This is a genomic window from Chryseobacterium nepalense (genome assembly GCF_023195755.1).
Classification (GTDB): Bacteria; Bacteroidota; Bacteroidia; order Flavobacteriales; family Weeksellaceae; genus Chryseobacterium; species Chryseobacterium nepalense.
Map to the genome: position 1 here is coordinate 2166339 of NZ_CP096203.1, position 23487 is coordinate 2189825.

Annotated in this window: 24 protein-coding genes; 13 read left to right on the forward strand and 11 right to left on the reverse strand. The window is 36.3% G+C overall.

The window, feature by feature from the left end; translation table 11 throughout:
• Positions 1-124: 124 nt before the first annotated feature.
• The 5 genes from M0D58_RS09375 (at position 125) to M0D58_RS09395 (ending at position 3862) form a co-directional block, all read left to right on the forward strand.
• The gene (locus M0D58_RS09375) at positions 125-913 is read left to right on the forward strand and encodes a hypothetical protein (RefSeq protein WP_248388664.1); all 789 of its coding nucleotides are present in this window, start codon (positions 125-127) and stop codon (positions 911-913) included.
• A 158-nt stretch (positions 914-1071) separates the two neighbouring features.
• Positions 1072-1857, forward strand: a complete 786-nt coding sequence (locus M0D58_RS09380) for a DUF6759 domain-containing protein (RefSeq protein ID WP_248388665.1) — start codon at positions 1072-1074, stop codon at positions 1855-1857.
• Between the two features lie 65 nt (positions 1858-1922).
• Complete coding sequence (gene trmB, locus M0D58_RS09385) at positions 1923-2600, forward strand: tRNA (guanosine(46)-N7)-methyltransferase TrmB (protein WP_072883412.1); 678 nt, start codon at positions 1923-1925, stop codon at positions 2598-2600.
• A 137-nt stretch (positions 2601-2737) separates the two neighbouring features.
• Entirely contained in the window at positions 2738-3376 is a 639-nt protein-coding gene (locus M0D58_RS09390) for a DUF6759 domain-containing protein (RefSeq protein WP_248388667.1), read from the forward strand.
• Between the two features lie 33 nt (positions 3377-3409).
• Positions 3410-3862, forward strand: coding sequence for a DUF6759 domain-containing protein (locus M0D58_RS09395; protein ID WP_248388669.1), 453 nt, complete (start codon positions 3410-3412; stop codon positions 3860-3862).
• Positions 3863-3932: 70 nt separating this feature from the next.
• On the opposite strand, the gene rpsB is transcribed toward M0D58_RS09395, so the two are convergent.
• From rpsB to rplM, 3 genes are all read right to left on the reverse strand, one after another.
• Entirely contained in the window at positions 3933-4694 is a 762-nt protein-coding gene (gene rpsB, locus M0D58_RS09400) for a 30S ribosomal protein S2 (RefSeq protein ID WP_029295347.1), read from the reverse strand.
• A 208-nt stretch (positions 4695-4902) separates the two neighbouring features.
• A complete protein-coding gene (rpsI, locus tag M0D58_RS09405; protein WP_072883409.1) occupies positions 4903-5289 on the reverse strand; it encodes a 30S ribosomal protein S9 in 387 nt (128 codons plus the stop codon).
• A 5-nt stretch (positions 5290-5294) separates the two neighbouring features.
• Positions 5295-5750: a 50S ribosomal protein L13 gene (gene rplM / locus M0D58_RS09410; protein WP_027381190.1), complete on the reverse strand. Its 456-nt coding sequence runs from the start codon at positions 5748-5750 to the stop codon at positions 5295-5297.
• 214 nt (positions 5751-5964) lie between these two features.
• On the opposite strand from rplM, the gene M0D58_RS09415 reads away from it, so the two are divergent.
• Complete coding sequence (locus M0D58_RS09415) at positions 5965-7218, forward strand: PKD domain-containing protein (RefSeq protein ID WP_248388671.1); 1254 nt, start codon at positions 5965-5967, stop codon at positions 7216-7218.
• Between the two features lie 163 nt (positions 7219-7381).
• Positions 7382-8482 (forward strand): DUF3667 domain-containing protein, encoded by a 1101-nt coding sequence (locus M0D58_RS09420; protein WP_248388673.1) that lies wholly within the window; start codon positions 7382-7384, stop codon positions 8480-8482.
• Here M0D58_RS09420 and M0D58_RS09425 read toward each other — a convergent pair.
• Positions 8479-8811, reverse strand: coding sequence for a hypothetical protein (locus tag M0D58_RS09425; protein WP_248388675.1), 333 nt, complete (start codon positions 8809-8811; stop codon positions 8479-8481). The two genes, M0D58_RS09420 and M0D58_RS09425, sit on opposite strands and share 4 nt — an antisense overlap.
• A 203-nt stretch (positions 8812-9014) precedes the next feature.
• On the opposite strand from M0D58_RS09425, the gene M0D58_RS09430 reads away from it, so the two are divergent.
• The 4 genes from M0D58_RS09430 to ruvC all read left to right on the forward strand — a co-directional run bounded on the left by M0D58_RS09430 (position 9015) and on the right by ruvC (position 14603).
• On the forward strand, positions 9015-12362 hold the full coding sequence (locus tag M0D58_RS09430) for a methylmalonyl-CoA mutase family protein (RefSeq protein WP_248388677.1): 3348 nt from the start codon (positions 9015-9017) through the stop codon (positions 12360-12362).
• 364 nt (positions 12363-12726) lie between these two features.
• Positions 12727-13437, forward strand: coding sequence for a Dph6-related ATP pyrophosphatase (locus tag M0D58_RS09435; protein WP_248394971.1), 711 nt, complete (start codon positions 12727-12729; stop codon positions 13435-13437).
• A gap of 28 nt (positions 13438-13465) precedes the next feature.
• On the forward strand, positions 13466-13993 hold the full coding sequence (locus M0D58_RS09440; RefSeq protein WP_248388679.1) for a 2'-5' RNA ligase family protein: 528 nt from the start codon (positions 13466-13468) through the stop codon (positions 13991-13993).
• Positions 13994-14048: 55 nt separating this feature from the next.
• Positions 14049-14603, forward strand: a complete 555-nt coding sequence (gene ruvC, locus M0D58_RS09445) for a crossover junction endodeoxyribonuclease RuvC (protein WP_248388681.1) — start codon at positions 14049-14051, stop codon at positions 14601-14603.
• Positions 14604-14641: 38 nt separating this feature from the next.
• Here the strand turns inward: ruvC and M0D58_RS09450 are convergent, their stop codons facing one another.
• On the reverse strand, positions 14642-15052 hold the full coding sequence (locus M0D58_RS09450; protein WP_248388684.1) for a hypothetical protein: 411 nt from the start codon (positions 15050-15052) through the stop codon (positions 14642-14644).
• 167 nt (positions 15053-15219) lie between these two features.
• On the opposite strand from M0D58_RS09450, the gene M0D58_RS09455 reads away from it, so the two are divergent.
• Positions 15220-16290 carry a DUF4407 domain-containing protein gene (locus tag M0D58_RS09455; protein ID WP_248388686.1) on the forward strand — a complete coding sequence of 357 codons (1071 nt, stop codon included), beginning with the start codon at positions 15220-15222 and terminating at the stop codon, positions 16288-16290.
• A 90-nt stretch (positions 16291-16380) separates the two neighbouring features.
• On the forward strand, positions 16381-16578 hold the full coding sequence (locus tag M0D58_RS09460) for a KTSC domain-containing protein (protein ID WP_248388688.1): 198 nt from the start codon (positions 16381-16383) through the stop codon (positions 16576-16578).
• Between the two features lie 50 nt (positions 16579-16628).
• On the opposite strand, the gene M0D58_RS09465 is transcribed toward M0D58_RS09460, so the two are convergent.
• The 6 genes from M0D58_RS09465 to M0D58_RS09490 form a co-directional block, all read right to left on the reverse strand.
• Complete coding sequence (locus M0D58_RS09465; RefSeq protein WP_248388690.1) at positions 16629-18503, reverse strand: GEVED domain-containing protein; 1875 nt, start codon at positions 18501-18503, stop codon at positions 16629-16631.
• Positions 18504-18794: 291 nt separating this feature from the next.
• Positions 18795-20255 carry an IMP dehydrogenase gene (gene guaB / locus M0D58_RS09470; RefSeq protein ID WP_169232006.1) on the reverse strand — a complete coding sequence of 487 codons (1461 nt, stop codon included), beginning with the start codon at positions 20253-20255 and terminating at the stop codon, positions 18795-18797.
• 159 nt (positions 20256-20414) lie between these two features.
• Positions 20415-20915 (reverse strand): DUF4252 domain-containing protein, encoded by a 501-nt coding sequence (locus tag M0D58_RS09475; protein WP_248388692.1) that lies wholly within the window; start codon positions 20913-20915, stop codon positions 20415-20417.
• Positions 20916-20927: 12 nt separating this feature from the next.
• Positions 20928-22190, reverse strand: a complete 1263-nt coding sequence (locus tag M0D58_RS09480) for a DUF4252 domain-containing protein (RefSeq protein WP_248388694.1) — start codon at positions 22188-22190, stop codon at positions 20928-20930.
• A 64-nt stretch (positions 22191-22254) separates the two neighbouring features.
• Positions 22255-22932, reverse strand: a complete 678-nt coding sequence (locus tag M0D58_RS09485) for a hypothetical protein (RefSeq protein WP_248388696.1) — start codon at positions 22930-22932, stop codon at positions 22255-22257.
• Complete coding sequence (locus M0D58_RS09490; RefSeq protein WP_248388698.1) at positions 22907-23416, reverse strand: RNA polymerase sigma factor; 510 nt, start codon at positions 23414-23416, stop codon at positions 22907-22909. Before M0D58_RS09490 ends, M0D58_RS09485 begins: the two co-directional genes overlap by 26 nt.
• Positions 23417-23487: the final 71 nt, after the last annotated feature.

Sequence of the window (23487 nt, forward strand, 5' to 3'; positions counted from 1 at the left end):
TAAATAAGAATTATTTATAACATTTATTAACAGTTTCACATTAAAGTTTAATATAATTTTAACCAGTTTCACTACTAAAATAGGTATAAATTGATACAATTCTGCGTAATTTTGCTTCAGTTATATGAAGAATTTATTTACCTTATTGCTGTTGGTTTTTCTGGTAAAAATTAACGCCCAGTCGTTTTCAGGCGAAGTTTTTCTTAGAGACAACTCCGTTCTATATCTCAACCAGGTATATGTAACCAACCTTACTACTCAGAAAACCGTCCTCAGTAATTATAACGGGGATTTCATCATTTCAGCAAATGCAGGAGATGTTATTCGTTTTACATCCATTGTTACGGAAAGAAAAGACATCAGATTAACACCACAAATGATTGCCCAGAAAAACCTGATCGAGTTACGAATTGCTTACTATGACATTCAGGAAGTGGTAATCAACAGATTCAAACCAACCGGTAATCTCAGATATGATGTAAATGCTTTAAGAAAAGAGGACAAAGCGCTTGCTATAAAGAAAGTAATTGGGCTTCCGGAACCTAAAGGAGACGGTACGCCTCCACAGCTTCCGGTTGCCGGGCTGAGAGATGGCGGACTTACCTTCAGCCTGGAAAGTATATACGATATCCTTTCCGGAGAGCGAAAGAAAAAGCAACGCTATCTGGCATATGAAAGAATGAATAATTCTGTAACACAAATTAAAAATTACCTTGGGAAAGATTATTTTGTAAAGTTCAAAATTCCTGAAAATCTTATTGATAATTTCCTTCAGTTCGTCTATACTTCAGAAAATATCGAACCATATATTATGGCCGGAAATTTCGAGGCTATAAAAATCCCTATTGAAAAATACCTGCCAATCTACCAGCGAAGACTCAGAAATTCGCATCTCCAGGAAATTGTAAAATAACATACAACATTCTAATGCATATTGTGATTCAGTATGCATTTTTTTGTGTTAGCCAGATTATTTTCTAATTTTATCACCTGTAAGTGCTATATATAAAATACAATTTTTTACGTTATATGAACTGACACTATATCAAATAATAATTTTAATATTAATGAATGAAAAAGATTTTTTTAATTTTCGCCGCTATTTTTTTTGTGAATTTTTCTGCTCAGAAGAAAGGAAAAGATTACAGTGAAATTTTAAAGAGCAAAAATATTTATGAAATCAATGCTTTTCTGCGAGATGCCCATCCTGATGATCCCAGAAGATCAGTACTCAAGCCGCGGGTCATGGAAATGATGAAAGATTACATTAAGAATGCAAAACCCGGAGATACTAAAGTAAAGCAAATGCAGGACTGGCTGGCAATGCTGAAAAGACGGCCTTCTACCAAAATATCTTTTGAAGAGATGAATGCCAATATAAAGAAAAAACAGATTGCAAAATACCAGAAAGAATTGCAGGTAGGCCAGGCTGCGGTTGTATACACTCCTAGCAATCCTCAAAATGTTTATATTGCGCCTTCCGTTACTTCTGCACCATCTGCCGCTGCAATCCCCGATACAGAAGCTTCGGAATTTAATATGCTGATGGGAGAAAATCCCGTGGAACATAAAAATAAAACCGTGAAAATTTTAAATTCACTTTTTGATAATGATCCTAATGCTAAAGAATGCATTGTTATGATTGAAAATAAATCCGACTGTAATATCATTGTAAGAATGGAAGGAGTAGGTATTACCAAATACAGGCTTCCGGTTCCTGCTCATGGAGACAATTCCATTGTTGTACAGAAAGGAGATTATCTTTTTACAAGTATCGTCTGCGGAGCGCAGTATGCATCACAAAAAACCATACAGAAGCCTTTAATGGTGGCTCTTGGAAGTTCTGCCAAGAAATAATTTCATGGGATTTAAAGAAAGCTTTTATAAATTTTGCTATTTTTGCAGGATTTTATAAATATTTCATGGGTAAGAATAAATTAGCAAGATTCGCGGAAAACAAAATATTACCGAATGTCGTTCAGCCGACAAGAGAAGAAGCGCTGAACGGCTTTAACCTTAAAGGAAAGTGGAGAACAGAATTTTTCAAGAATGAAAATCCCATTGTTCTTGAATTAGGCTGTGGTAAAGGAGAATATACCGTAGGACTGGCAAAAGCATTTCCTGAAAAAAACTTCATCGGTATTGATGTGAAAGGAGCAAGATTCTGGTTTGGTGCTAAAGAAGCACACGAAAACGGCATGCAGAATGTTGCATTTCTGAGAACTCAGATTGAACTTGTAGATTATTTTTTCGCTGAAAATGAAGTAGATGAAATATGGATTACATTCCCGGATCCACAGATTAAATACAAGCGTACCAAGCACAGGCTTACCCACCCGGATTTTTTAAACAGATATAAAAAGTTCCTGAAGCCCGGTGGCATTATCCATTTAAAAACAGACTCCGAATTTCTTCACGGCTACACACTCGGCTTTTTGCAGGGGGCAGGATATGAAATCATTACGGCTCATCATGATATTTATGGAGCTCCCGAGTATGATCCTGGCACTCTACACCTTAGAGACATCAGAACCTATTATGAAGAGCTTTTTTCTGCTAAAGGAAAAACCATTACATATATTAAATTTAAAATTAATTAAAAGCAAAAGGATGATGAAAAGAATGACGTACAAAACAATCGAAATCTAAGACTATAGCTGAAATTTTTTACGGTCTGCTTTAAGGATATATATTTTATATCCTTATATTTACTTGTATTTAAAACACAAAAACTGTTATGAAAAAAAATATTATTTACATTGTGCTATGTATCCTGCTATCCTGTAAGAGTACCGGTATCGCAAAACCTTCACAAAATATTTTAGAAAGTAACGATATCAAAGAAATTGAAAATTATCTGGCCACAACGCATCCGGACGATCCTAAGAGAAGTGTTCTGAAACCCAAACTTATTGCACTGAAAAACGCTGAATGGACTAAAGGAAAAAAGGACGCCAAACCCATGGAAGCAAGGCCTGTTATCAGCGAAATACCGAGTGCTGCACTCAAGAATCCTAATTCTGAAGAAGCTGAAGAGTTTAAACGCCTTATTTCCGCCACTTCAAAAGAACATAAAGAAAAGACGGTAAAGCTGCTTGATGCAATGTTCAATGAAGACGTGAACAGCAAAGAAGTGATTCTGTTGTTTAAAAATCTATCAGATTGTAACCTGGTTCTGAAAATTCAGGGAAAAGATTTTTATAACCTGGCTGTTCCCGCAAAAGGTGAAAATTTTATTGTAATCAACAAAGGGTTTTATACATTAAAAGGAAATGTCTGTGACGTAGTCTATTCCTCTCAAAAAGACCTGAACAAGAGTATATTTTTAACCATCAGTAACCCTGAACCTGCCGGAGGAAATAATAAAAAAAAGTAAAAGATTACATTTGTACTTACAAACCTTATTTTTATGAAGAAGTACGTTTCAGTTTCAGCAGCGGTCATTTTACTGGTGAACAGTTGTGGAAGTAGCGGAAATACAAATTATCCAGTAAGAAAACCTGTTTTAAAGCCATCCGTTACCGGAAGCAGCACAACTTCTGCGGCACAGGCCGAAAGAGAATACCAGGCTCTGATTAAAACATACAAATCTGAAACCTCGGAAGTACTCACTTATTTACTTAATGATTCCTCCAATGATTCCAGAACAGCTATTACCGTAGAAAATAACTCCCGCTGCAATATGGTTCTTACAATAAGCGGAAACAATTACTTTAAAAAAGTTCCTATAGCTGCAAATAAAATTGGAGCCGTATTGGTTCCTAAAAATCAGAATTACAATCTTTCAGGGATGATCTGTGATGCCGTTTACCAGAAAACAAAATTTATAACAGGCCCTTATGAAGTAAAGCTTTCAAACTAATGAAAACGCTGAAAATAAAAACCGCTGAATTCTTTGAATTCAGCGGTTTTGTATGGTAAGAAAATCTTAATTATTCTCCGTCAAAGTCAGCATCTTTATCAGCAGATACCACTTCTCCTTCTTCTTTAGATTTTTCTTTATCAGCTTTTCTCTGAGACTGACCTTCTTTGATAGCTTCAGAAACTACGCTAAGGATCATGTCGATAGATTTAGAAGCATCATCGTTTCCTGGGATTACGAAGTCTACTTTTCTAGGATCAGAGTTGGTATCAACGATACCGAAAACTGGGATACCTAATTTTTTAGCTTCAGTTACAGCGATATGCTCTCTCAAGATATCAACTACAAATACAGCAGATGGAAGTCTCACCATGTCAGCGATAGAACCTAAGTTCTTCTCAAGGTTAGCTCTTTGTCTGTCTACCTGTAATCTTTCTTTTTTAGATAAAGTTTCGAACGTACCATCTTTTTTCATTTTGTCGATGGAGTTCATTTTTTTAACAGCCTTTCTGATCGTAACGAAGTTCGTTAACATACCTCCCGGCCATCTTTCTGTAATATAAGGCATATTAAGTTCAGAAGCGTGTTTTGCAACAACTTCTTTCGCTTGCTTTTTAGTAGCTACGAAAAGAACTTTTTTACCTGCAGAAGTTAATTTTTCCAAAGCACTACAAGCTTCATCCAATTTAACTGCTGTTTTATGTAAGTCTACAATGTGAATACCATTTTTCTCCATAAAAATGTATGGAGCCATATTTGGGTTCCACTTTCTGGTCATGTGACCAAAGTGTACGCCAGCCTCTAGAAGGTCTTTTACATTTGCTTTTGCCATGTTTTCTGTTTTTGTTAGTTTACTTTCCGTCTTTTAAACAATCAACAACTTCTTTAGATGGGAGAAGCGTTTGGATGCTAAACGTAACGGGCAAAGTTGCTGTTGGCTTATTGCTTGTGGCAACTGGCTTCCCAGCTTTGGGTTAAAAAATAATTTTTTAAAAATTTTTCTAAAGCTATCCGCCATAAGCCAATAGCCATACGCTTTTTTAACGTTTTGAGAATTGGAATCTCTTTCTTGCTTTTTTCTGACCTGGCTTCTTTCTTTCCACCATTCTTGCGTCTCTTGTAAGTAAACCAGCTGGTTTCAAAGCTAATCTGAACTCAGCATTGATTTCGCATAAAGCTCTTGAAATACCTAATCTGATAGCCTCTGCCTGTCCTGTATTTCCACCACCGAATACGTTTACGGTAACGTCGTACTGACCAACAGTTTCAGAAAGGATAAATGGTTGGTTTAATTTGTAAACCATTACATCTGTAGAGAAGTATTCTTTAGCATCTTTACCGTTTACCGTAATGTTACCAGTTCCTGGCTTTACGTAAACTCTTGCTACAGAAGTTTTTCTTCTTCCGATTTTGTGAACTGTAGACATATTAATTATTTAAATTCGTTAACATTAATTGTTTTAGGCTGTTGAGCTTCATGCTTGTGCTCAGTTCCTTCATATAAGTAAAGGTTCTTAAGAATTGCAGCTCCAAGTCTGTTTTTAGGTAACATCCCTTTTACTGATTTTTCCAATACTTTTAAAGAATCTTTCTTTTGAAGTTCAGCCGCAGTCATAGACTTCTGTCCACCAGGATAACCTGTATGCCAGATATAAGTCTTGTCGTTCCACTTGTTTCCGGAAAGAGTTACTTTCCCAGCGTTCAAAACAATTACGTTATCACCACAATCTACGTGAGGTGTATAATTTGTTTTGTGCTTACCTCTCAAAATCTTTGCAACCGTAGAAGCTAGTCTTCCTAACGGCTGTCCTTCAGCGTCTACCACAACCCATTCTTTATTAGCAGTAGCTTTATTCGCTGAAACAGTTTTGTAACTTAATGTATTCACACGTTTTAGTTAAAGATTAAACATAATTTCCCCTAAAAGGGTGTGCAAAGGTACAAATTATTTTTTTATCCAAAAAACATATAACCAAATTACTTAACATTTAACCATAAATTATAGGCTCTTAATGAATTAGATTATCAACTGGGAAAATTCTTAAAGTTATTTTTTTTTGAAATTAAATGAAACTTAATATATTTACAGAACAAATGATTACATGATGAAAAAATTATTATGCCTTTTTCTGTTTATTACTATACCCTATTGTGCCCAAATAAATAAAAATGTTTTTTTTATCGGCAACAGTTACACCGCCCAAAATAATTTACCCCAGCTCATTAGTGAAATTGCAGGAAGCACAGGTGATTATCTTAATTACCAAAGCTATACTCCGGGTGGATCTACTTTACAGGATCACGCCAATGACAATGCTGTTTTAAATACGATAAACCAGGGAAACTGGGACTACGTGGTATTACAGGAGCAAAGTCAAATACCTGCATTTTCCACTTCATTTGTCCAGACAGAATTTTTCCCGTTTGCTACTCAGCTTGCCAATAATATAAAGAGCAGAAATGCCTGTGGCAATCCCATCTTCTATATGACATGGGGACGAAAAAACGGAGATACACCAAACTGTACCGCAATCTCTTACCTTTGCACTTACGAAGGCATGGATGACAAGATTTACGAGCGCTACATGCAGGCTGCGCTGGAAACCGAGAGCCTTGTATCACCGGTAGGCCGCGTTTGGAGATATATCCGCACGCAACATCCTACGCTAGAATTATATGAAGCCGACGGGTCTCATCCCAATTATCTCGGTTCTATGATTGCTGCGTACACTTTTTATACAACAATATTTAAAAAAGATCCTACTTTATCAACTTATGACGGTAATCTGTTGCAAACAGAGGCAAATATTGTAAGAAATGCTGTAAAGACTATTGTTTTTGACCATATGGATACCTGGTATATTAATCTCCATGACACAAATTCAAGGTTCGATTACCAGTTATTAAATTCAAATACAGTACAGTTTAATAACCAATCCGGTAACGCTACCATGTTTCAATGGGATTTTGGAGACGGCAGCACTTCCAATATGGAAAACCCTTCCCATACATATGGAAATACCGGTGATTACAATGTAAAACTTACTACCGACGCATGTGGAAGACTGACTACAAAAACAGAAAAAATCAGCATTACTACGCTGGCAACCTTAGAAACTCAGAAATCCGTTCTTAAAATTTATCCTAATCCTGTAAAAGACATCCTGGTCATTAAAACATTTAAAAAAATATCGAACCTGGAAATTAAAGATGCCAGTGGAAGAAAAATGAGCTGCAAAATATTATCAACCGGTGATGAATATAAAGTTTTTGTACAGAATTTAAGCCAGGGAAACTATATTATTACTTATCAAGATGATGATCGGCTATCGTCAGAAAAGTTCATCAAAGAATAATGATTATAATTTTTATTGAGATATAAAACAGAACACAACCGAATAAATTCCTTATTTATTTAATTTGTATTTATTAAATTTTATTTAAACATTTGCTTTAAAACTTATCAATATAAAAATAATATTAACGAAATATTTATATTTGCGATAAACATAATAAACTATGAGCCACGGAAAAATCCGGGAAGATAAAACCTGCCTGAACTGCGGACACATTGTTGGGGAAAGATTCTGCCCTCACTGCGGACAGGAAAATACGGAGACAAAACAACCGTTTCATTATCTTTTCACCCATTTTATTGAAGATTTTACGCATTACGACGGGCAGTTCTGGAAAACAATTAAGTACCTGCTGTTTCGTCCCGGAAAACTTACCAAAGAATATCTTGCCGGAAAAAGACAGGCCTATGTTGCCCCTGTAAAACTGTATATTTTTGTAAGTTTTATTACTTTTTTTGTGCCATCGCTATTTTCTTCTTCAGGTGAGCAACAGGAAGAAAAAAATGTATACAATATAAATACAATTCAAAGGCAAAAAGCAAATAAGGAAAGAATTGCAAAAATACTGGACAGCGTCAACAAAGAAAATAAAAACATGTTGATCCCACAGGGAGCAATTAATGATCTTAAAGTAACAGAAGTCAACGGAAATAATATTGAAACAGATGCTTTAGGAGAAACTAAAGACGGCAAACTAAGTATTTTGGGTGCTGCAAATATGAAGCAGTTTGATTCGTTATACGCAAAAGACGCCAATAACCGATCTGTTTTTGATTTCATGAGGCCTTTTGCAAAAAAAGTATTTCATTTACAGGAACAGGGACTTAATAAAGAACAGATTTTTGATAAGTTTAGTGAAACAGTTGTGCATACATTACCTAAAGCGCTATTTATTTATCTTCCTGTTTTTGCTTTTTTCCTATGGCTTTTCCATAATAAAAAGAAATGGTGGTTTTTTGATAATGGAATTTTTACACTTCACTATTTCTCCTTCTTACTGCTGGGCATCCTTATCCTCATTTCTTTATCTGAACTCTTATCCTTACTTCCGGATTATACCATTTTTAATGTGATTAGTTTTCTTGTATACACCATTGTTATCGTTTATATGCTGATCTATTTTTTCATAGCCCATCACAGAGTCTACGAAAATTCCAGAAGTATAAGCGTGGTAAAAGGAATGTCTTTATTTATCATCAATTTCTTTGCGCTGCTGTGCATGCTCCTTTTACTTGTATATATAAGCTTCCGAATGATGCATTAATTACGAAGTGTTTTATTGGCCCTGAAACTGGCAATCAGGTAATATGCCACAAAAACCGTAGAGAATTTCAATATGGAAGGAATCGCCAGCTCAAGATTAAAAATTAAAGTTCCAACAAGAACTAAAATTCCCATAGCTACAAAAGACAGTCCTAATTTTTGGGCTAAAGTAAAATCCGGTGTATCTAAATAATAAGCAATTCCCCAAGCGAAACCAAAAGCAACAGCATAGTAAACATCAAGTCCGATGTTTTCCGAGCTGTAAAAAAAATAATTAATTAAAAAACTTAAAACCGTTCCTAATAAAAAATAAAGCAATGCCTTTTTCATACTATATATAATAATATGCAAAAGTAGAGAAATTAATCTGAGATTCTAAAAACCCGCCTCCACAGACTAACAAATGTTTGGTATAAGGAAGTAAAAAAAACAGCACCATAACCTAAATATTTAAAAATCAAAATATTACCGTCAAACAAAAGGTTGTTATTTTATTATTATATTTGGAAATTCAGAAATTTTCTAGATTTTTTATGGAAACCCAAAAATATACTCCTAAAAACAAAGTAAGAATTGTAACGGCTGCTTCATTATTTGACGGCCACGATGCTGCAATTAATATCATGCGCCGTGTCATTCAGGGAACAGGATGCGAAGTCATTCACCTTGGACATGACAAATCTGCAGAGGAAGTCGTAAACACGGCTATTCAGGAAGATGCCAATGCCATTGCGCTAACGTCTTATCAGGGCGGACACAACGAATATTTTAAATATATCTACGATCTTTTAAGAGAAAAAAACTCACCGCAGATTAAAATTTTCGGCGGCGGCGGCGGTGTTATCCTGCCTGAGGAAATTAAAGATTTAATGGATTACGGAATCGACAGGATTTATTCTCCGGATGACGGCCGTGAGCTTGGACTTCAGGGAATGATTGATGATCTGGTACAAAAATCCGACTTTGCCACCGGAAAAGAGGTTGATGTTCATGATTTAGATTCAATTCAATTTGAAAATCCTACGAGCATTGCAAAGGTGATCTCTGCCGTTGAAAACTTTTCAGAGGAAAAACCCGATCTTGTAAAAGCCATCGACGAGAAGTCAAAAGATCTCCACATTCCGATCATCGGGATTACAGGAACCGGTGGCGCCGGAAAATCTTCGTTAACAGATGAGTTAGTAAGACGTTTCTTACGTTCCAATACCGATAAAAAAATAGCCATTATCTCCATTGACCCTTCCAAAAAGAAAACCGGCGGGGCACTTTTGGGTGACAGAATCCGTATGAACGCGATCAACGATCCGAGAGTTTACATGCGTTCAATGGCTACTCGGGAAAACAATGTTTCCGTTTCCCCGTTTATCCAGTCTGCCTTGAATGTATTAAAGCTGGCTCATCCAGATGTAATTATTCTCGAAACATCAGGAATCGGGCAATCCGGTTCGGAAGTATCTGATTTTGCAGATGTTTCCATGTATGTAATGACTCCTGAATATGGAGCGTCAACCCAGTTGGAAAAAATAGACATGCTTGATTATGCGGATCTGGTTGCTTTAAACAAATCCGATAAAAGAGGTGCTTTAGATGCGCTTCAGGCGGTTAGAAAACAATTTCAGAGAAACCATTTGCTTTGGGAACAGCCTTTGGATGAAATGCCGGTTTACGCAACAAAAGCGTCTCAGTTCAATGATCACGGAACGACAGAATTATACAACAGATTGGTTTCTAAAGTAAATAACAAATTTGCTGATTTAAAATTACAGGCCTTTGTTGAACAGGAAATTACAGATGAAGTAACGATTATTCCTCCAAAAAGAGTTCGTTATCTATCTGAAATCGTTGAAAACAACAGGCAATACGACGCCAATGTTGAAAAACAGGCTGAACTAGCAAGAAAAATGTATCATATTGAAGGTGTTAAAAATTTCCTTTCAAATGAAACTTTAGACACTGAATATCAGAAGGCTGAAAAAGAGCTCCAACAGGAAAATATCGATTTCCTGAAAACCTGGGATGATACGAAAAAAGCTTTCCATGCAGAGTTTTATTCATATTATGTAAGAGGGAAAGAAATTAAAGTTGAAACCTCAACAGAATCTTTATCTCATTTAAGAATTCCGAAAATTGCTTTACCAAAGTACAACGACTGGGGTGATCTGATCAAATGGAAAGGCCAGGAAAATCTACCGGGAAGCTTTCCTTATACTGCGGGAATTTATCCTTTCAAAAGAACAGGAGAAGATCCGACGAGAATGTTCGCAGGAGAAGGAGGTCCTGAAAGAACCAACAGAAGATTCCATTATGTTTCTGCAGAAATGCCTGCAAAACGTTTGTCTACAGCTTTCGACTCGGTAACTCTTTATGGGCAAGATCCAGCTTTACCGCCAGACATTTATGGAAAAATCGGAAATGCGGGAGTTTCTATTGCGACTTTAGATGATGCCAAAAAACTATACTCAGGTTTTGATCTGGTGAATGCATTGACTTCAGTTTCAATGACGATCAACGGACCGGCTCCTATGCTGTTGGCTTTCTTTATGAATGCAGCCATCGATCAGAATGTAGAAAAATATATTATTGAAAATAAGCTTGAGGCTAAGGTTGAGGAAGTTTTAAAAGCAAAATTTGACGATAAAGGTTTGGCAAGACCAAAATACAACGGAGAACTGCCACCTTCCAATAATGGCTTAGGACTGAAATTATTAGGAATCACCGGTGATGAAGTCATTCCTGCTGAAATTTATGCTGAAATTAAGGCTAAAACCATTGCAACTGTTCGTGGAACCGTTCAGGCAGATATCTTAAAAGAAGACCAGGCTCAGAATACGTGTATTTTCTCTACAGAGTTTGCATTGAGATTAATGGGTGACGTTCAGGAATACTTCATTAAAGAAAAAGTAAGAAACTTCTATTCGGTTTCCATTTCAGGGTATCACATTGCAGAAGCGGGAGCAAATCCGGTTTCTCAGCTGGCATTTACTTTGGCAAACGGTTTCACCTATGTGGAATATTATCTGTCGAGAGGAATGGATATCAACGATTTTGCACCGAACTTATCATTCTTCTTCTCCAACGGGATCGATCCTGAATATTCAGTAATCGGACGTGTCGCCAGAAGAATCTGGGCAAAAGCAATGAAATTAAAATATGGTGCCGACGAAAGAAGCCAAATGCTGAAATACCACATTCAGACTTCGGGACGTTCGCTGCACGCTCAGGAAATTGATTTTAACGATATCAGAACTACTTTACAGGCGTTGTATGCAATTTATGATAACTGTAATTCACTGCACACGAATGCTTATGATGAAGCAATTACTACTCCGACTGAGCAATCGGTAAGAAGAGCAATGGCGATTCAGCTGATTATCAACAAAGAATTAGGTTTAGCAAAAAATGAAAATCCGCTTCAGGGTTCATTTATTATTGAAGAATTAACGGATTTGGTGGAAGAAGCCGTTTATGCGGAATTTGACAGAATTACGGAAAGAGGAGGTGTTCTTGGCGCAATGGAAACCATGTATCAGCGTTCAAAAATCCAGGAGGAATCAATGCATTATGAGTGGCTGAAACATACCGGAGAATATCCGATTATCGGAGTAAATACGTTCTTAGGTAAAGACGGTTCGCCAACGGTGCGTCCGGGAGAAGTTATTCGTTCAACGGAGGAAGAAAAGCAGTTCCAGATCGAAATGCTTCATAATTTCCAAAAGTCTAATGACGAAAAGTCCGAAGAAGCCTTAAAAACTTTACAACACGCAGCAATCAATCAGCAAAATTTATTTGAAGTAATGATGGATGCCGTGAAGTACTGTTCTTTGGGACAAATTACCAATGCTTTGTTTGAAGTGGGCGGGAAGTACCGAAGAAATATGTAGTCCGTAGCCGGACAGGCAATTTTGACAACTAAACTTATTAATAATTATAAATTAAAACCTCAAGGAAATTCTTTGAGGTTTTGTATTTTTGAATTTCTTTATTTTTAACATCTTTAAAAAATTTTATGAAAAGATTTTTCTCAATCACAATAATAATTTCTGCTTTAATATTTTTAAAAAGCTGTAACTCATATCCGATGGACAACACGCATAAAAGTAACATGACTAAAAATACTGAAGAATTACAGAAAAGGCAAGAAGCCGAAAAAAGTAAAATCGAACCTAACGAACTAAATAATTTCGGAAGACCAGATAATAAATAAAATTATTATTGATAGTCTTAATCCTGAAGTTCATATCAGCAATGAAACCCAAAGCCATCTTCAACTGGAGCAGCGGAAAAGATTCTGCTTTGGCTCTGTATAAGATTTTAAAAGAAGACCAATATGAAATCTCTTCTTTACTGACAAGCATTAATAAAGAATTCCAGAGAATCTCCATGCATGGTGTTCCTGTTTCTCTATTGGAAAAACAGTCTGAAAGTTTGGGATTTCCGTTGATTAAAATGGAACTTCCGAAAGAGCCAACCATGGAAGAATACCGCAAAATGATGGCAAAAACCATGAACGAAATTAAATCCGTTGGTGTTACCCATTCGATTTTCGGAGATATTTTTCTGGAAGACCTAAAAAAATACCGGGAAGAACAATTGTCGGAAATCGGAATGAAAGCTGTTTTCCCGTTATGGAAAGAGAATACTGCGAACCTCATCCATGAATTCCTTGATTTAGGCTTTAAAACCATTGTAACCTGTGTCAATGAAATGTATCTTGATAAAAGTTTTGCTGGAAGAATCATTGATAAAGATTTCATAAAGGATTTACCTGAAAATGTAGATCCTTGTGGTGAAAACGGAGAATTCCACACCTTTACTTTTGATGGCCCGATTTTTAAAAATCCTATTTCATTTGATATCGGAGAAACAATAAAGAAAGGCTATCCAAAACCAAAAACTGATGAAAACACTCATAGCGGCGAATATGTTTTCTGGTTCTGCGACCTGATTTCAAAATAGTACTTTTTAAATATATGCCTTTAGTTTAATGACAAAAAAGCTTTACTTTATTGCAATATTTCCACCTCAAGAAATTATCGATGAGGTACAAATTTTCAAAAGAGATCTGGCCCTCCATTATGAAAACTCAAAAGCATTAAAAAACGAGGCCCATATTACCCTTTGCCCGCCTTTTTCAAGAGAAGCAGATTGGGAAGAAGATATCTTTAGGGCATTCTATGATATTGACACGCATATTGCTCCTTTCGAAATCGTGCTTAATGGTTTCGGAAGTTTTGCAAATCCTAAAAATCCGGTGATATACATACAACCGGAAGACAGTGAGCCATTACGGATACTCTACCAAAGAGTAAAAGCAAAATTTAATTTTAATAATTATTCTTTCAATCCTCATATGACGGTAGCCTATAGAGATCTGACATGGGAAAATTATCTCAAGGCCTGGGAAGTTTACAACGAAAAACCATATAAAACTAATTTCTTAGTTGATAAAATAATTTTACTTCGACATGATCAACAGTGGGTTCCGATAGCAGAAAAAAAGCTGATATTCTGACAGGATGTTTGATGATTTACAAGATAACATCATATAAAATCATATCTTTGAACCGATGATTGCAGAGAAAATAATTTTAGGAATTGACCCGGGAACTACCGTAATGGGTTTTGGTATTATTTCCGTAAAAAAAGGTAAAATGGAAATGATATCCATTCATGAATTGCTGCTCAAGAAATATCCCAACCACGAAACCAAACTAAAATATATTTTTGATAAAACATTGGCGCTTATTGATGAATTTCATCCGGATGAAGTCGCACTTGAAGCACCTTTTTACGGAAAAAATGTACAGAGTATGCTGAAGTTGGGCCGCGCGCAGGGGGTTGCCATGGCAGCAAGCCTTCACCGGAATATTCCCATCACAGAATATTCCCCGAAAAAAATAAAAATGGCGATCACGGGAAACGGAAATGCGAGTAAAGAGCAGGTTGCAGGAATGCTAAAAAGTTTACTGAATTTAAAAGAATTTCCCACAAAATATCTTGACGCTTCAGATGGTCTGGCCGTAGCCGTTTGCCACCATTTCAATTCCGGCACCATTACCGATACAAAATCTTACACCGGCTGGGAAAGTTTTCTTAAACAAAATCCCGATCGTTTAAAATAAAAATATCCCACAGCTCTTATCAATCTGTGGGATATTTTTTATTTTGACTTGTATTCTGCAGGGGTAATTTTAAAATCTGCCGTCAGCTTTCCGTTTTTATCGTAATAAGTATATACCATGGTCACATCATTATCACGAAATTGCTTAATGTCCGGGGAAGCTTTTACAACGCGCAAAGCTCCTTCTTTAGCACTTGTTTTAAACATTTCGATCTGTTCCGGTGTTACACTTTCTTTTACATCATCCAGCAATGTATAATTATATCTGAAAATTTTTCCCGGTTGGGCAGAAACACTGTCAAGACGTACACCATCTGCTAAATTTTGCGGGGTTGTCTTGTTGATATTTTCTGCAACTTCTTTCAGGTCATCGTCAATGGTTTTTTCTTTACTGCATGAAGTAAAGACCATTGCAAGGCATACTGCTGAAAGATTGATTACATTTTTCATAATAGTTGTTTTGTGATTGATAATTAAAGATAAGAATTTTTTACGAATAAATTTAATTCAATGATTTGCAATAAAATAAACAATGAAACCGTTATACTTGGTAAAACATAATACTATCTTTTACATTGGTATAGTTTTTAGTAGTACATTTGTATAAATTTTCTGTTATGAAAAATAACCAACAAACTATAAATCAGGCGAATCATAAAATAAATTGGTTCCAGAAGTTTCTGATGGTCTGCTCCGGAGGAAACATTCATATTTTAAGAAAAACCCCCAGCGAATGGAACAAATTTGCCGGAATCGGCGGAATCGTTTTATTTACCGCTGTTTTCGCGACACTTTCTGCAGGATATGCCATGTATACTGTATTTGATAATATCTGGGCATCTATTGGGTTCGGTGTTTTGTGGGGATTAATGATTTTCAATCTGGACCGGTACATTGTTTCTTCGATTAAAAAAACCGGAACCTGGTGGAATCAGGTTTTAATGGCTGTTCCGAGATTAATCTTAGCAACATTTCTGGGAATTATCATTTCAAAACCCCTGGAACTTAAAATTTTTGAAAAAGAAGTCAACAAACAGCTGAACACCATCATTCAAAGAAATAAAAAACAGCTTCAGGGCGAGATGAACGGTAGAATTCTTCAGCAAAGCGGACCTTTTGAAACTGAAAAAAAACAGATTACCGAAAAAATTGCCAGTTATCAAAAATCCTATGATTCTGCTTCTGTAGAACTGGAAAAAGAAATCCTCGGAAAACAGTCCGGATTAACCAGCGGGAAAGAAGGATTCGGGCCAAATGCCAAACGTAAACAGGAACTCAAGGAACAAAGACGCCAGGATCTGGAAAATTACCAGAAACAGGTTGCTCCCCGACTTGAATATCTTGATAAGGAAATCTCCAAAGTCTACACCAATCTTGAAACGGAAAGAAAATCTACAGAAACTTTTGAAGACAAATTCAACGGTTTTGCGGCAAGGCTTCAGGCTTTGGATGAATTGGGAAAAAATTCGGCCGTCATCGGACTCGCAGCCGCCTTTATCATGGGACTTTTTATCTGCCTTGAAATTTCCCCGGTTTTGGTTAAATTAATATCTCATGTTGGCCCTTACGATTATCTATTGGAAAAAACTGAAAATGATTTCCGGCTTTATTCAAAAGAAAAAATTGAAAAAGGAAATGCATTAACGGATTTCAGAATTGATGATTTTAAAGACAAATTAAACCAATAAAAATATAAACCATCATTGCCTTTCGGGTTCCGGGAGGCTTTTTTTGACCTTAACCGTTTCCAAAGGAACATTTTTTGTTCGGTATTTCGCATGCCTTCTTCAGTAATCAACAAATACCACTATTTTCAGGAGACTGAGGTTTTGAGAATAATCTACCAGTCCGGTGCCGTATATGATTATATTGATGTTCCCGCAGAAATTTTTGAACGATTTAAAACAGTACAGTCGAAAGGAAGGTTTTTAAATTACGTGATTAAGCCAAAATTTAAATATAAAAAAGTAAAATAAAATGCCTCTGCATTCAGCAGAGGCAATATATATGTTCTAATCAAACATAATTATTTAACAATAAGCTTAGAAGTCTTTGTATCCATTCCATTAGAAACCTGAACCACATATACTCCTTTTTCAAGATTGTGTTTTACTCTGTAAGTATCATTACTTTCTTTTATTAAAGATGGTGTTGCCACCAGTCTTCCTGACATATCAGAAATGGTAACTTTAAGATTTTTATCATTTTTAACTCTAACGAAAACATCACCTCCTTGTGTAATTGGGTTAGGATAGATTACCCAATCATCACCTTCCGTTTTCACGTCATTTGTTGCTAAAGTATTAAGTAATCTAACTGTATAATCTTCAGCCTGTCCCCAGACTAATTGACCACATGGCGTAATATTCGAATTCTGGTAATCTACTATAACTCTCATTCTCAACGGAGTGTTTAGGACTGCTGTAGCCGGGGGAGTAAATGTTGTATTAGAAATACCAATAAGAGTAACCGGATCGGCAGAAATATTATCTTGCGAAGCTACCAATTCCGAAGCTTCAAAAGTACCATTATTGTTGTAATCAATCCATGTGCGCATTGAGTTCCCGGAATCAGTCACATTCACCTGAAGGTTTTGAAGCTGACCCACTTGCAAATCCGTAGATGTTGCTTTAAGACAACTTGAGGAAGTATAATCTTCGTAATAATTAGGAGCATATGTCCAAACGCCGGAAGAACCATTATTGATCGTTCCAAGCTTTACTAATGTCGGCCCTATCAGATAATTGTTTGTCGCTGCATTGGTTAAACCACTTGGCGAACAAGCTGCAACAGGAATTCCTATGGAAGATGCCGATGCAGGAACAGTTGCCCCGAGTGAAGTACTTAGCGATGCCCGAAATGCAAAAAAGTAAAGCGCGGATCTGTCGTGCTGTCCATCAGTAAATTTGAATGCCGTAGGATTTGTATAGTTCATCATATTATATTGAACACCTTGGTAATTGGTTCCTGTACAGTAATTCATATCACTATTTGTTGGAGCCGGAAAGTCATTTAATAAACTTCTTGACCATTCTGTGTCACAGATTCCGTCATCATCTACAGTACAGTCGTTAGAAGCCTGACTAGGACAAAAACTTGTAGAGGTGGTTCCTGCCGGCGGATTGGAATTTGCGCTTCCAAAAGTATGCAGAAGCCCCATACTGTGACCGAATTCATGAGCCAGTGTAATATCATCCTGTAAGGTGACTACAAATGATTTCATAAAAGATTCAAATGAGGAGTCAGGGTTTGTTGGTAGACCTGCCCAACCCATAATTCCATATTGCCCACCTCCATCAACTTTATTAATAATATAAATATTAAAATATGAAGATTCCGGCCAGTGGGGTGCAATTGCTTTAACCTGCGCTGTAGTAACACCCGTATTAGTAGCCTTTCTTACGCCATTTGTATCGTATCCGGTAATAGTGCCGCCATTGTATCGTATGATCCCGGTAGTTGCATTACAGCTAGGATCTCTTTTTGCCAGCACCAGTTTTATAGGCATTACAGCTGCATTGCCAAAATCAGCGGGAACTCCCTGTGACCACTGGTAGGTTCCTGCGTACATTTGGTTACAGTTATCCAGCCAGGCCTGGATCTGGGCATCCGTTTTGTTATAAGCAGAACCCAGAGCAGAGCCGGTAGGAACGATTACATGAACAACTACAGGAATTTCATAAACTCCATTCACCGTTTTGAAAGCAGCCCCCTGCTTGCCTGAATTTTTTTGCTGACTGATGATCTGGTTGCGAATTTTACCGCGAATTATATCCCCAATTTCCTTATTTTCTTTGCTAAACTGCTTTTGAGTATCGTCAAAACCACATACCCATTGTCTTTGTTGAGCATATAAACTAACACTAAACCAACATAAGCCTAATAAAATTAATTTTTTCATCGCATATTATTTTCGTCGTAAATTTAATATTTTATTACGAATAAATCAATAAAAACAATTAAAATACCCATAATTACACAACAAAAATTAAATTAATTAACAAATATTAAATAATTATTTTTTTTTCTCTCATATTGTGTTTATCCTTGAAAATTCTCTGTAAAAAGAAAGTTTTACCTAAAATAATTTATTAGTCATTTCATTGATTAAATTTTAATTTAACCTCATCACATAAAAAAACGAAAGCCATACACAGTTGCATGGCTTTCTAATATAATTTAAAATTATTTTTTAAAGTGAATAATTCGGAGCTTCCTGAGTAATAATTACATCATGAGGATGCGATTCTTTCAATCCACTTCCTGTGATCATTACCATTTTGGTTTCTGTTTGTAGTGCTTCAATATCTTTTGCACCGCAATATCCCATTCCGGCTCTTAAGCCTCCTGTTAACTGGAAAATAACGTCTTCCAGCTTCCCTTTGCTTGGAACCCTTCCTTCAATTCCTTCCGGAACGAATTTTTTAGCTTCACTCTGGAAATATCTTTCCTTTCCGCCTCTCTTCATAGCAGAAAGACTTCCCATTCCCTGATACGTTTTGAATTTTCTTCCCTGGAAGATAATTTCTTCACCCGGTGCTTCATCTGTTCCTGCCAGAAGTGATCCTAACATTACAGCTCCTGCCCCGCTTGCGATTGCTTTTACAATATCTCCGGAAAGTTTGATTCCCCCATCTGCAATAACGGCAACATTCTTAGTCTTCGCATATTCGTAAACGTTGTAAATAGCGGACAACTGAGGAACTCCAACACCTGCAACTACTCTCGTTGTACAGATAGAACCAGGACCTACTCCTACTTTAAGAACATTTGCTCCAGCTTTGATCAAATCCTCGGCTGCTTCAGCCGTTACAATATTTCCACCAACGATATCAAGGTCCGGATATGCCTTTCTGATTTCCGAAATTTTATCCAGAACACCCTTAGAATGTCCGTGTGCAGAATCAATACCAATGATATCAACACCGGCTTTCACCAATGCTTCAATTCTTTCCAGCGTATCTTCTCCTACGCCTACACCTGCTCCAACGATTAACCTGCCGTTCTGATCTTTATTCGCATTCGGATATTCGAGTTGATTATCAATATCTTTAATGGTGATTAAACCAACCAGTTTATTTTCAGCATCAACGATCGGAAGCTTTTCTACCCTGTTTTTAAGAAGGATTTCTTTAGCTTTTTCAAGATTGGTATTTTTATCGGAGGTGATCAGATTATTTTTTGTCATAATCTCCTCCACTTTCATATCAAGATTTTCCTGATATTTTACATCTCTGTTGGTGATAATTCCTATTAATGTGTTTTCGGCATCTACCACCGGAAGCCCGGAGATTTTATATTTCGCCATTGTATCTTTAGCCTGAGCCAACGTATGGTCTTTTGAAAGCGTAACAGGATCGGAAATCATTCCGTTTTCGGAACGTTTTACACGGTTTACCTGAGCGGCCTGTTCTGCAATCGTCATATTTTTATGAATAAAACCCAAACCGCCCACTCTTGCCAATGCAATTGCCAATTCAGCTTCGGTTACTGTATCCATTGCAGCAGAAACGATTGGAACATTCAGCGTAATTTTGTCGGTAAGTCTTGATTTTAATGAAACCTGATTAGGTAAAACTTCAGAATAAGAAGGAACTAGAAGCACGTCATCGAAAGTGATGGCTGTCTCTACAATTTTGTTATGAATAGACATCTTTACTTTCTTGCAAAATTAAGGTATTTTGATGAAATACGAAAATCGATTTTAATAGTTTAAATAAAACTTAATAATCAATAACTTAAATTAAAAAACCATCTCCGATAAGAAATGGTTTGTACAAATGAAATTTAATATATGATTGAATATGAATGTCTACTTATCTTTTGCAGAAGCAATAAGTCTTGAAATATCATCTGCTGTAAAGTTTCCTTTAATATCAACAAAAACAAGTTCTTTATCTGAATTTACAGTGATCATCATATTTTTAATTGCGTCACCTTTTTGTTTCACCCGAATGTTGACATTGTCGCCATTATGTTTTATCATAGCCCATTCTTCATAATTATTATTATTCAGATAATTTGCGAAATCTCTCAGCATATTACGGTCTCCGTTTTCAACAGTTAATACTTTTATTTTCGAAACCTTTTTTACGAGCCTGATAAGATCTTCATCTTCTCCGTCTTCTCTTAATGCTTTTTTGATATAAGGCTTAGCCAAAAACAGCGGAACATTGATGCTTACAAATTTAGCTCCTTTAAATTCCCTTCCCGAATCTGAAAAATACGCAATATTCGGTTTTTCTGAAACGACACAGGACTGCATTACAAACATGACGGAAATAATCAGAAAAATGGTTTTAAATATTTTCATGGCTGGTATTTTTTAGTTGATTTGTTTTAAGCTTCCTCCGGATGTTTTGCTGATATTGGCATCTACTCTTGGATTTCCTTTATATTTAATACTTCCTCCCGAAGATGCCGTTGCTTTTAAACGCTCCGCTACATTACCGGTAACAACGCCTCCCGATGTTGCTTCAGCCTCAAGTTCATTGAACTGAAATTTCTCCGAATTGCAAACCGCACCACTACTTACGTCTATTGAACCCGCATTTACTCTTCCGTTAAGATTGGCAACCGATCCGCTCGATGCTTTAATAGCAATTTGTTTTGTATTGATGGTAGAATTGATAACAGCTCCGGAACTCAGCTCCATTTTTGTATTATCCGAATTAAAATCACCATTGATTACAGATCCTGATGAAAGATCAACTGAAACGGTCTTTTCATTTATTGTATTGATAGCATTGAATATTGCTCCCGAAGAAGTTTTAATATTATCTATCCTGGGCGAAGAAACATTTACGCTGATATTTTTGAATTTCAGATTCTTTTGTCCTTTGTTATCTACATACACTTTCAGGACCCCGTTATCAACTTTTGTTACAATATACTGAAGCTTATCAGCATCTGCTATGACCTTTACAGAGGTAGGATTTTCCTGTTTAAAATTAACAATCACGCCTGTACTCACCTGCACGCCTGAGAAATCTCCCACATTTCTGGATTCTCCGTTCAGATAAGACGCTGTATTTTGGGAAACAAAACTGTTTTTGGTATTCGTTACGGGGTTTGTTTTGGTTTCGGTAGAATTGATGATTTTATTGATATCATCCATTGAAAGCCTTCCGTCCAGTTTTATAAGGATGCTTTCTTCACCTCCGCTGTCAATACTCAACAGCAGATCATCAAGAATTCCATTTTTCTCTTCAGCAGACAGAAATTTTATTTTTGCTCCGTTGCTGTTCATGGTCATGATCTCACTATAATTGAGATTGCTTAAATAAGATTTGATATCCCTGTTAATCTGCGACAGTTTTTGTCCGTTCACAGAACCTGCATTTTCAGGTTTTTCAGCTATGAAAACCTTCAATCCATTTATTTTTGATAATAAAGGTTTGATCTGATCGAGTTCGGCATCGCCCAAATTCAGATTGCTGAGCATTCCGAACATCGGTTTTGCGATTTTTATGGAAGTTACACCTTCCACTTCCTGGTATTTATCAAAAAGCTGGTCCAGCTTATCCTGCCCGTACACATTAAAGAACTGTGAAAAGGCGAATGCGAATATGATGAATATTTTTTTCATGAGTCAATTTTATTTTTTTTGATTATTAGTGCCTGATCAGGAGCATAATCTTTTTAAGGGTTAATTAATAATCGTCGTCTACGACTGTTGGTTTTGCTAATTTTTCACTGACGTTATTTGCAAATATTTGGAATGAATACTTAGTCACATTAATGGCTTCTTCTACATTTTCAATTCTTTTACCGTTTACAATAACGTAAGAATCTTTATAGCCTGTAGAATCTTTTGCCGCTTTACGATAAGAGGAATTATCAACATACCTTGGCTTTCTTTCTTTTTTAAGCCTGCCTCTTTTCGGCAATATTTCATCTAAATAATCTTTTTCTGCTAAGGTATTTCCCTGAAATACCGAATCTTGTTTGATCCCGGCAACAGAATCCGATACATGGTTTACAGCAACCTGTGCCTGCTGCTCATTATTTTCTTCGATGAAATTATTTTTCTCTCTTTTAATCTGATTTTCAACCATCAGCGCCTGGTCTTGTACACTCTGATGAGTATTATAATTAAAAATAAATCCTATACTAAGCAACACCACAGTACATGCTGCCATCCAGAACCATTTCGGAAAAGCCGGTTTATTTTTACTGGTGATCGGGATAACAGGAGCTTCACTATTGTCTTTTGCATGTTCTTTACCTTCTGCCTGTTTCAGGAAATCCTCAAAGTCCCACTCCATTTTTTCTTCCTTTAAATTCCGGAAGACTTCATCGTATTTATCTTGAAATTTGTCTTTGCTCATAGCTCATCAATTGTGAAATTTGTTCTTTTACTTTTTGTCTTGCTCTCATAAGATTTACTCTTACTGCGTTTTCCTCCATTTCCAGCATTTCTGCGATTTCCGATACTTCATACTCTTCAACATCTTTCAAATGGATAACCATCTTTTGTTTTTCCGGAAGCTGATTAATGAAACCAATGATATGTTCTTTCAGATTATTCACTTCCATACTGTAAAGCTCCGATCTGTGAAGTTGCATATCTGCAAATCCGGTTTTTACATCGTGGTGCTTTAGCCTGTTCAGACATTCGTTTCGGACTGCCTTTAATGCATACGATTTTAAATTTCCGAACTGTTCCAGCTCATCTTTTTTCTGCCAGAATCTGATCATCAGATCCTGCACCACGTCTTCTGCCTCATCACTACTCATGACGAATCTCTTCGCAAAGCGATACATCTCATTTTTGAGAATGAATACCGTACTTCTAAAAGTTTCTTGGGTCATAAGTTTTGTTTCTATAGATAAGACAGTCAGATTTTACATTTTATTACATCTAAAAGAAAAAAACTTCAAAA

Excerpts from the sequence above, each read along its gene's own strand:
- M0D58_RS09435 (WP_248394971.1), top strand. The coding sequence starts at position 12,727 with ATGAAACCCAAAGCCATCTTCAACTGGAGCAGCGGAAAAGATTCTGCT.
- M0D58_RS09440 (WP_248388679.1), top strand. The coding sequence starts at position 13,466 with ATGACAAAAAAGCTTTACTTTATTGCAATATTTCCACCTCAAGAAATT.
- rpsI (WP_072883409.1), bottom strand. The coding sequence starts at position 5,289 with ATGTCTACAGTTCACAAAATCGGAAGAAGAAAAACTTCTGTAGCAAGA.
- M0D58_RS09455 (WP_248388686.1), top strand. The coding sequence starts at position 15,220 with ATGAAAAATAACCAACAAACTATAAATCAGGCGAATCATAAAATAAAT.
- trmB (WP_072883412.1), top strand. The coding sequence starts at position 1,923 with ATGGGTAAGAATAAATTAGCAAGATTCGCGGAAAACAAAATATTACCG.
- M0D58_RS09485 (WP_248388696.1), bottom strand. The coding sequence starts at position 22,932 with ATGAGCAAAGACAAATTTCAAGATAAATACGATGAAGTCTTCCGGAAT.
- M0D58_RS09390 (WP_248388667.1), top strand. The coding sequence starts at position 2,738 with ATGAAAAAAAATATTATTTACATTGTGCTATGTATCCTGCTATCCTGT.
- M0D58_RS09465 (WP_248388690.1), bottom strand. The coding sequence starts at position 18,503 with ATGAAAAAATTAATTTTATTAGGCTTATGTTGGTTTAGTGTTAGTTTA.
- guaB (WP_169232006.1), bottom strand. The coding sequence starts at position 20,255 with ATGTCTATTCATAACAAAATTGTAGAGACAGCCATCACTTTCGATGAC.
- M0D58_RS09395 (WP_248388669.1), top strand. The coding sequence starts at position 3,410 with ATGAAGAAGTACGTTTCAGTTTCAGCAGCGGTCATTTTACTGGTGAAC.
- M0D58_RS09480 (WP_248388694.1), bottom strand. The coding sequence starts at position 22,190 with ATGAAAAAAATATTCATCATATTCGCATTCGCCTTTTCACAGTTCTTT.
- M0D58_RS09430 (WP_248388677.1), top strand. The coding sequence starts at position 9,015 with ATGGAAACCCAAAAATATACTCCTAAAAACAAAGTAAGAATTGTAACG.
- ruvC (WP_248388681.1), top strand. The coding sequence starts at position 14,049 with ATGATTGCAGAGAAAATAATTTTAGGAATTGACCCGGGAACTACCGTA.
- M0D58_RS09490 (WP_248388698.1), bottom strand. The coding sequence starts at position 23,416 with ATGACCCAAGAAACTTTTAGAAGTACGGTATTCATTCTCAAAAATGAG.
- M0D58_RS09425 (WP_248388675.1), bottom strand. The coding sequence starts at position 8,811 with ATGAAAAAGGCATTGCTTTATTTTTTATTAGGAACGGTTTTAAGTTTT.
- M0D58_RS09450 (WP_248388684.1), bottom strand. The coding sequence starts at position 15,052 with ATGAAAAATGTAATCAATCTTTCAGCAGTATGCCTTGCAATGGTCTTT.
- M0D58_RS09380 (WP_248388665.1), top strand. The coding sequence starts at position 1,072 with ATGAAAAAGATTTTTTTAATTTTCGCCGCTATTTTTTTTGTGAATTTT.
- M0D58_RS09375 (WP_248388664.1), top strand. The coding sequence starts at position 125 with ATGAAGAATTTATTTACCTTATTGCTGTTGGTTTTTCTGGTAAAAATT.
- M0D58_RS09475 (WP_248388692.1), bottom strand. The coding sequence starts at position 20,915 with ATGAAAATATTTAAAACCATTTTTCTGATTATTTCCGTCATGTTTGTA.
- M0D58_RS09415 (WP_248388671.1), top strand. The coding sequence starts at position 5,965 with ATGATGAAAAAATTATTATGCCTTTTTCTGTTTATTACTATACCCTAT.
- M0D58_RS09460 (WP_248388688.1), top strand. The coding sequence starts at position 16,381 with ATGCCTTCTTCAGTAATCAACAAATACCACTATTTTCAGGAGACTGAG.
- M0D58_RS09420 (WP_248388673.1), top strand. The coding sequence starts at position 7,382 with ATGAGCCACGGAAAAATCCGGGAAGATAAAACCTGCCTGAACTGCGGA.
- rpsB (WP_029295347.1), bottom strand. The coding sequence starts at position 4,694 with ATGGCAAAAGCAAATGTAAAAGACCTTCTAGAGGCTGGCGTACACTTT.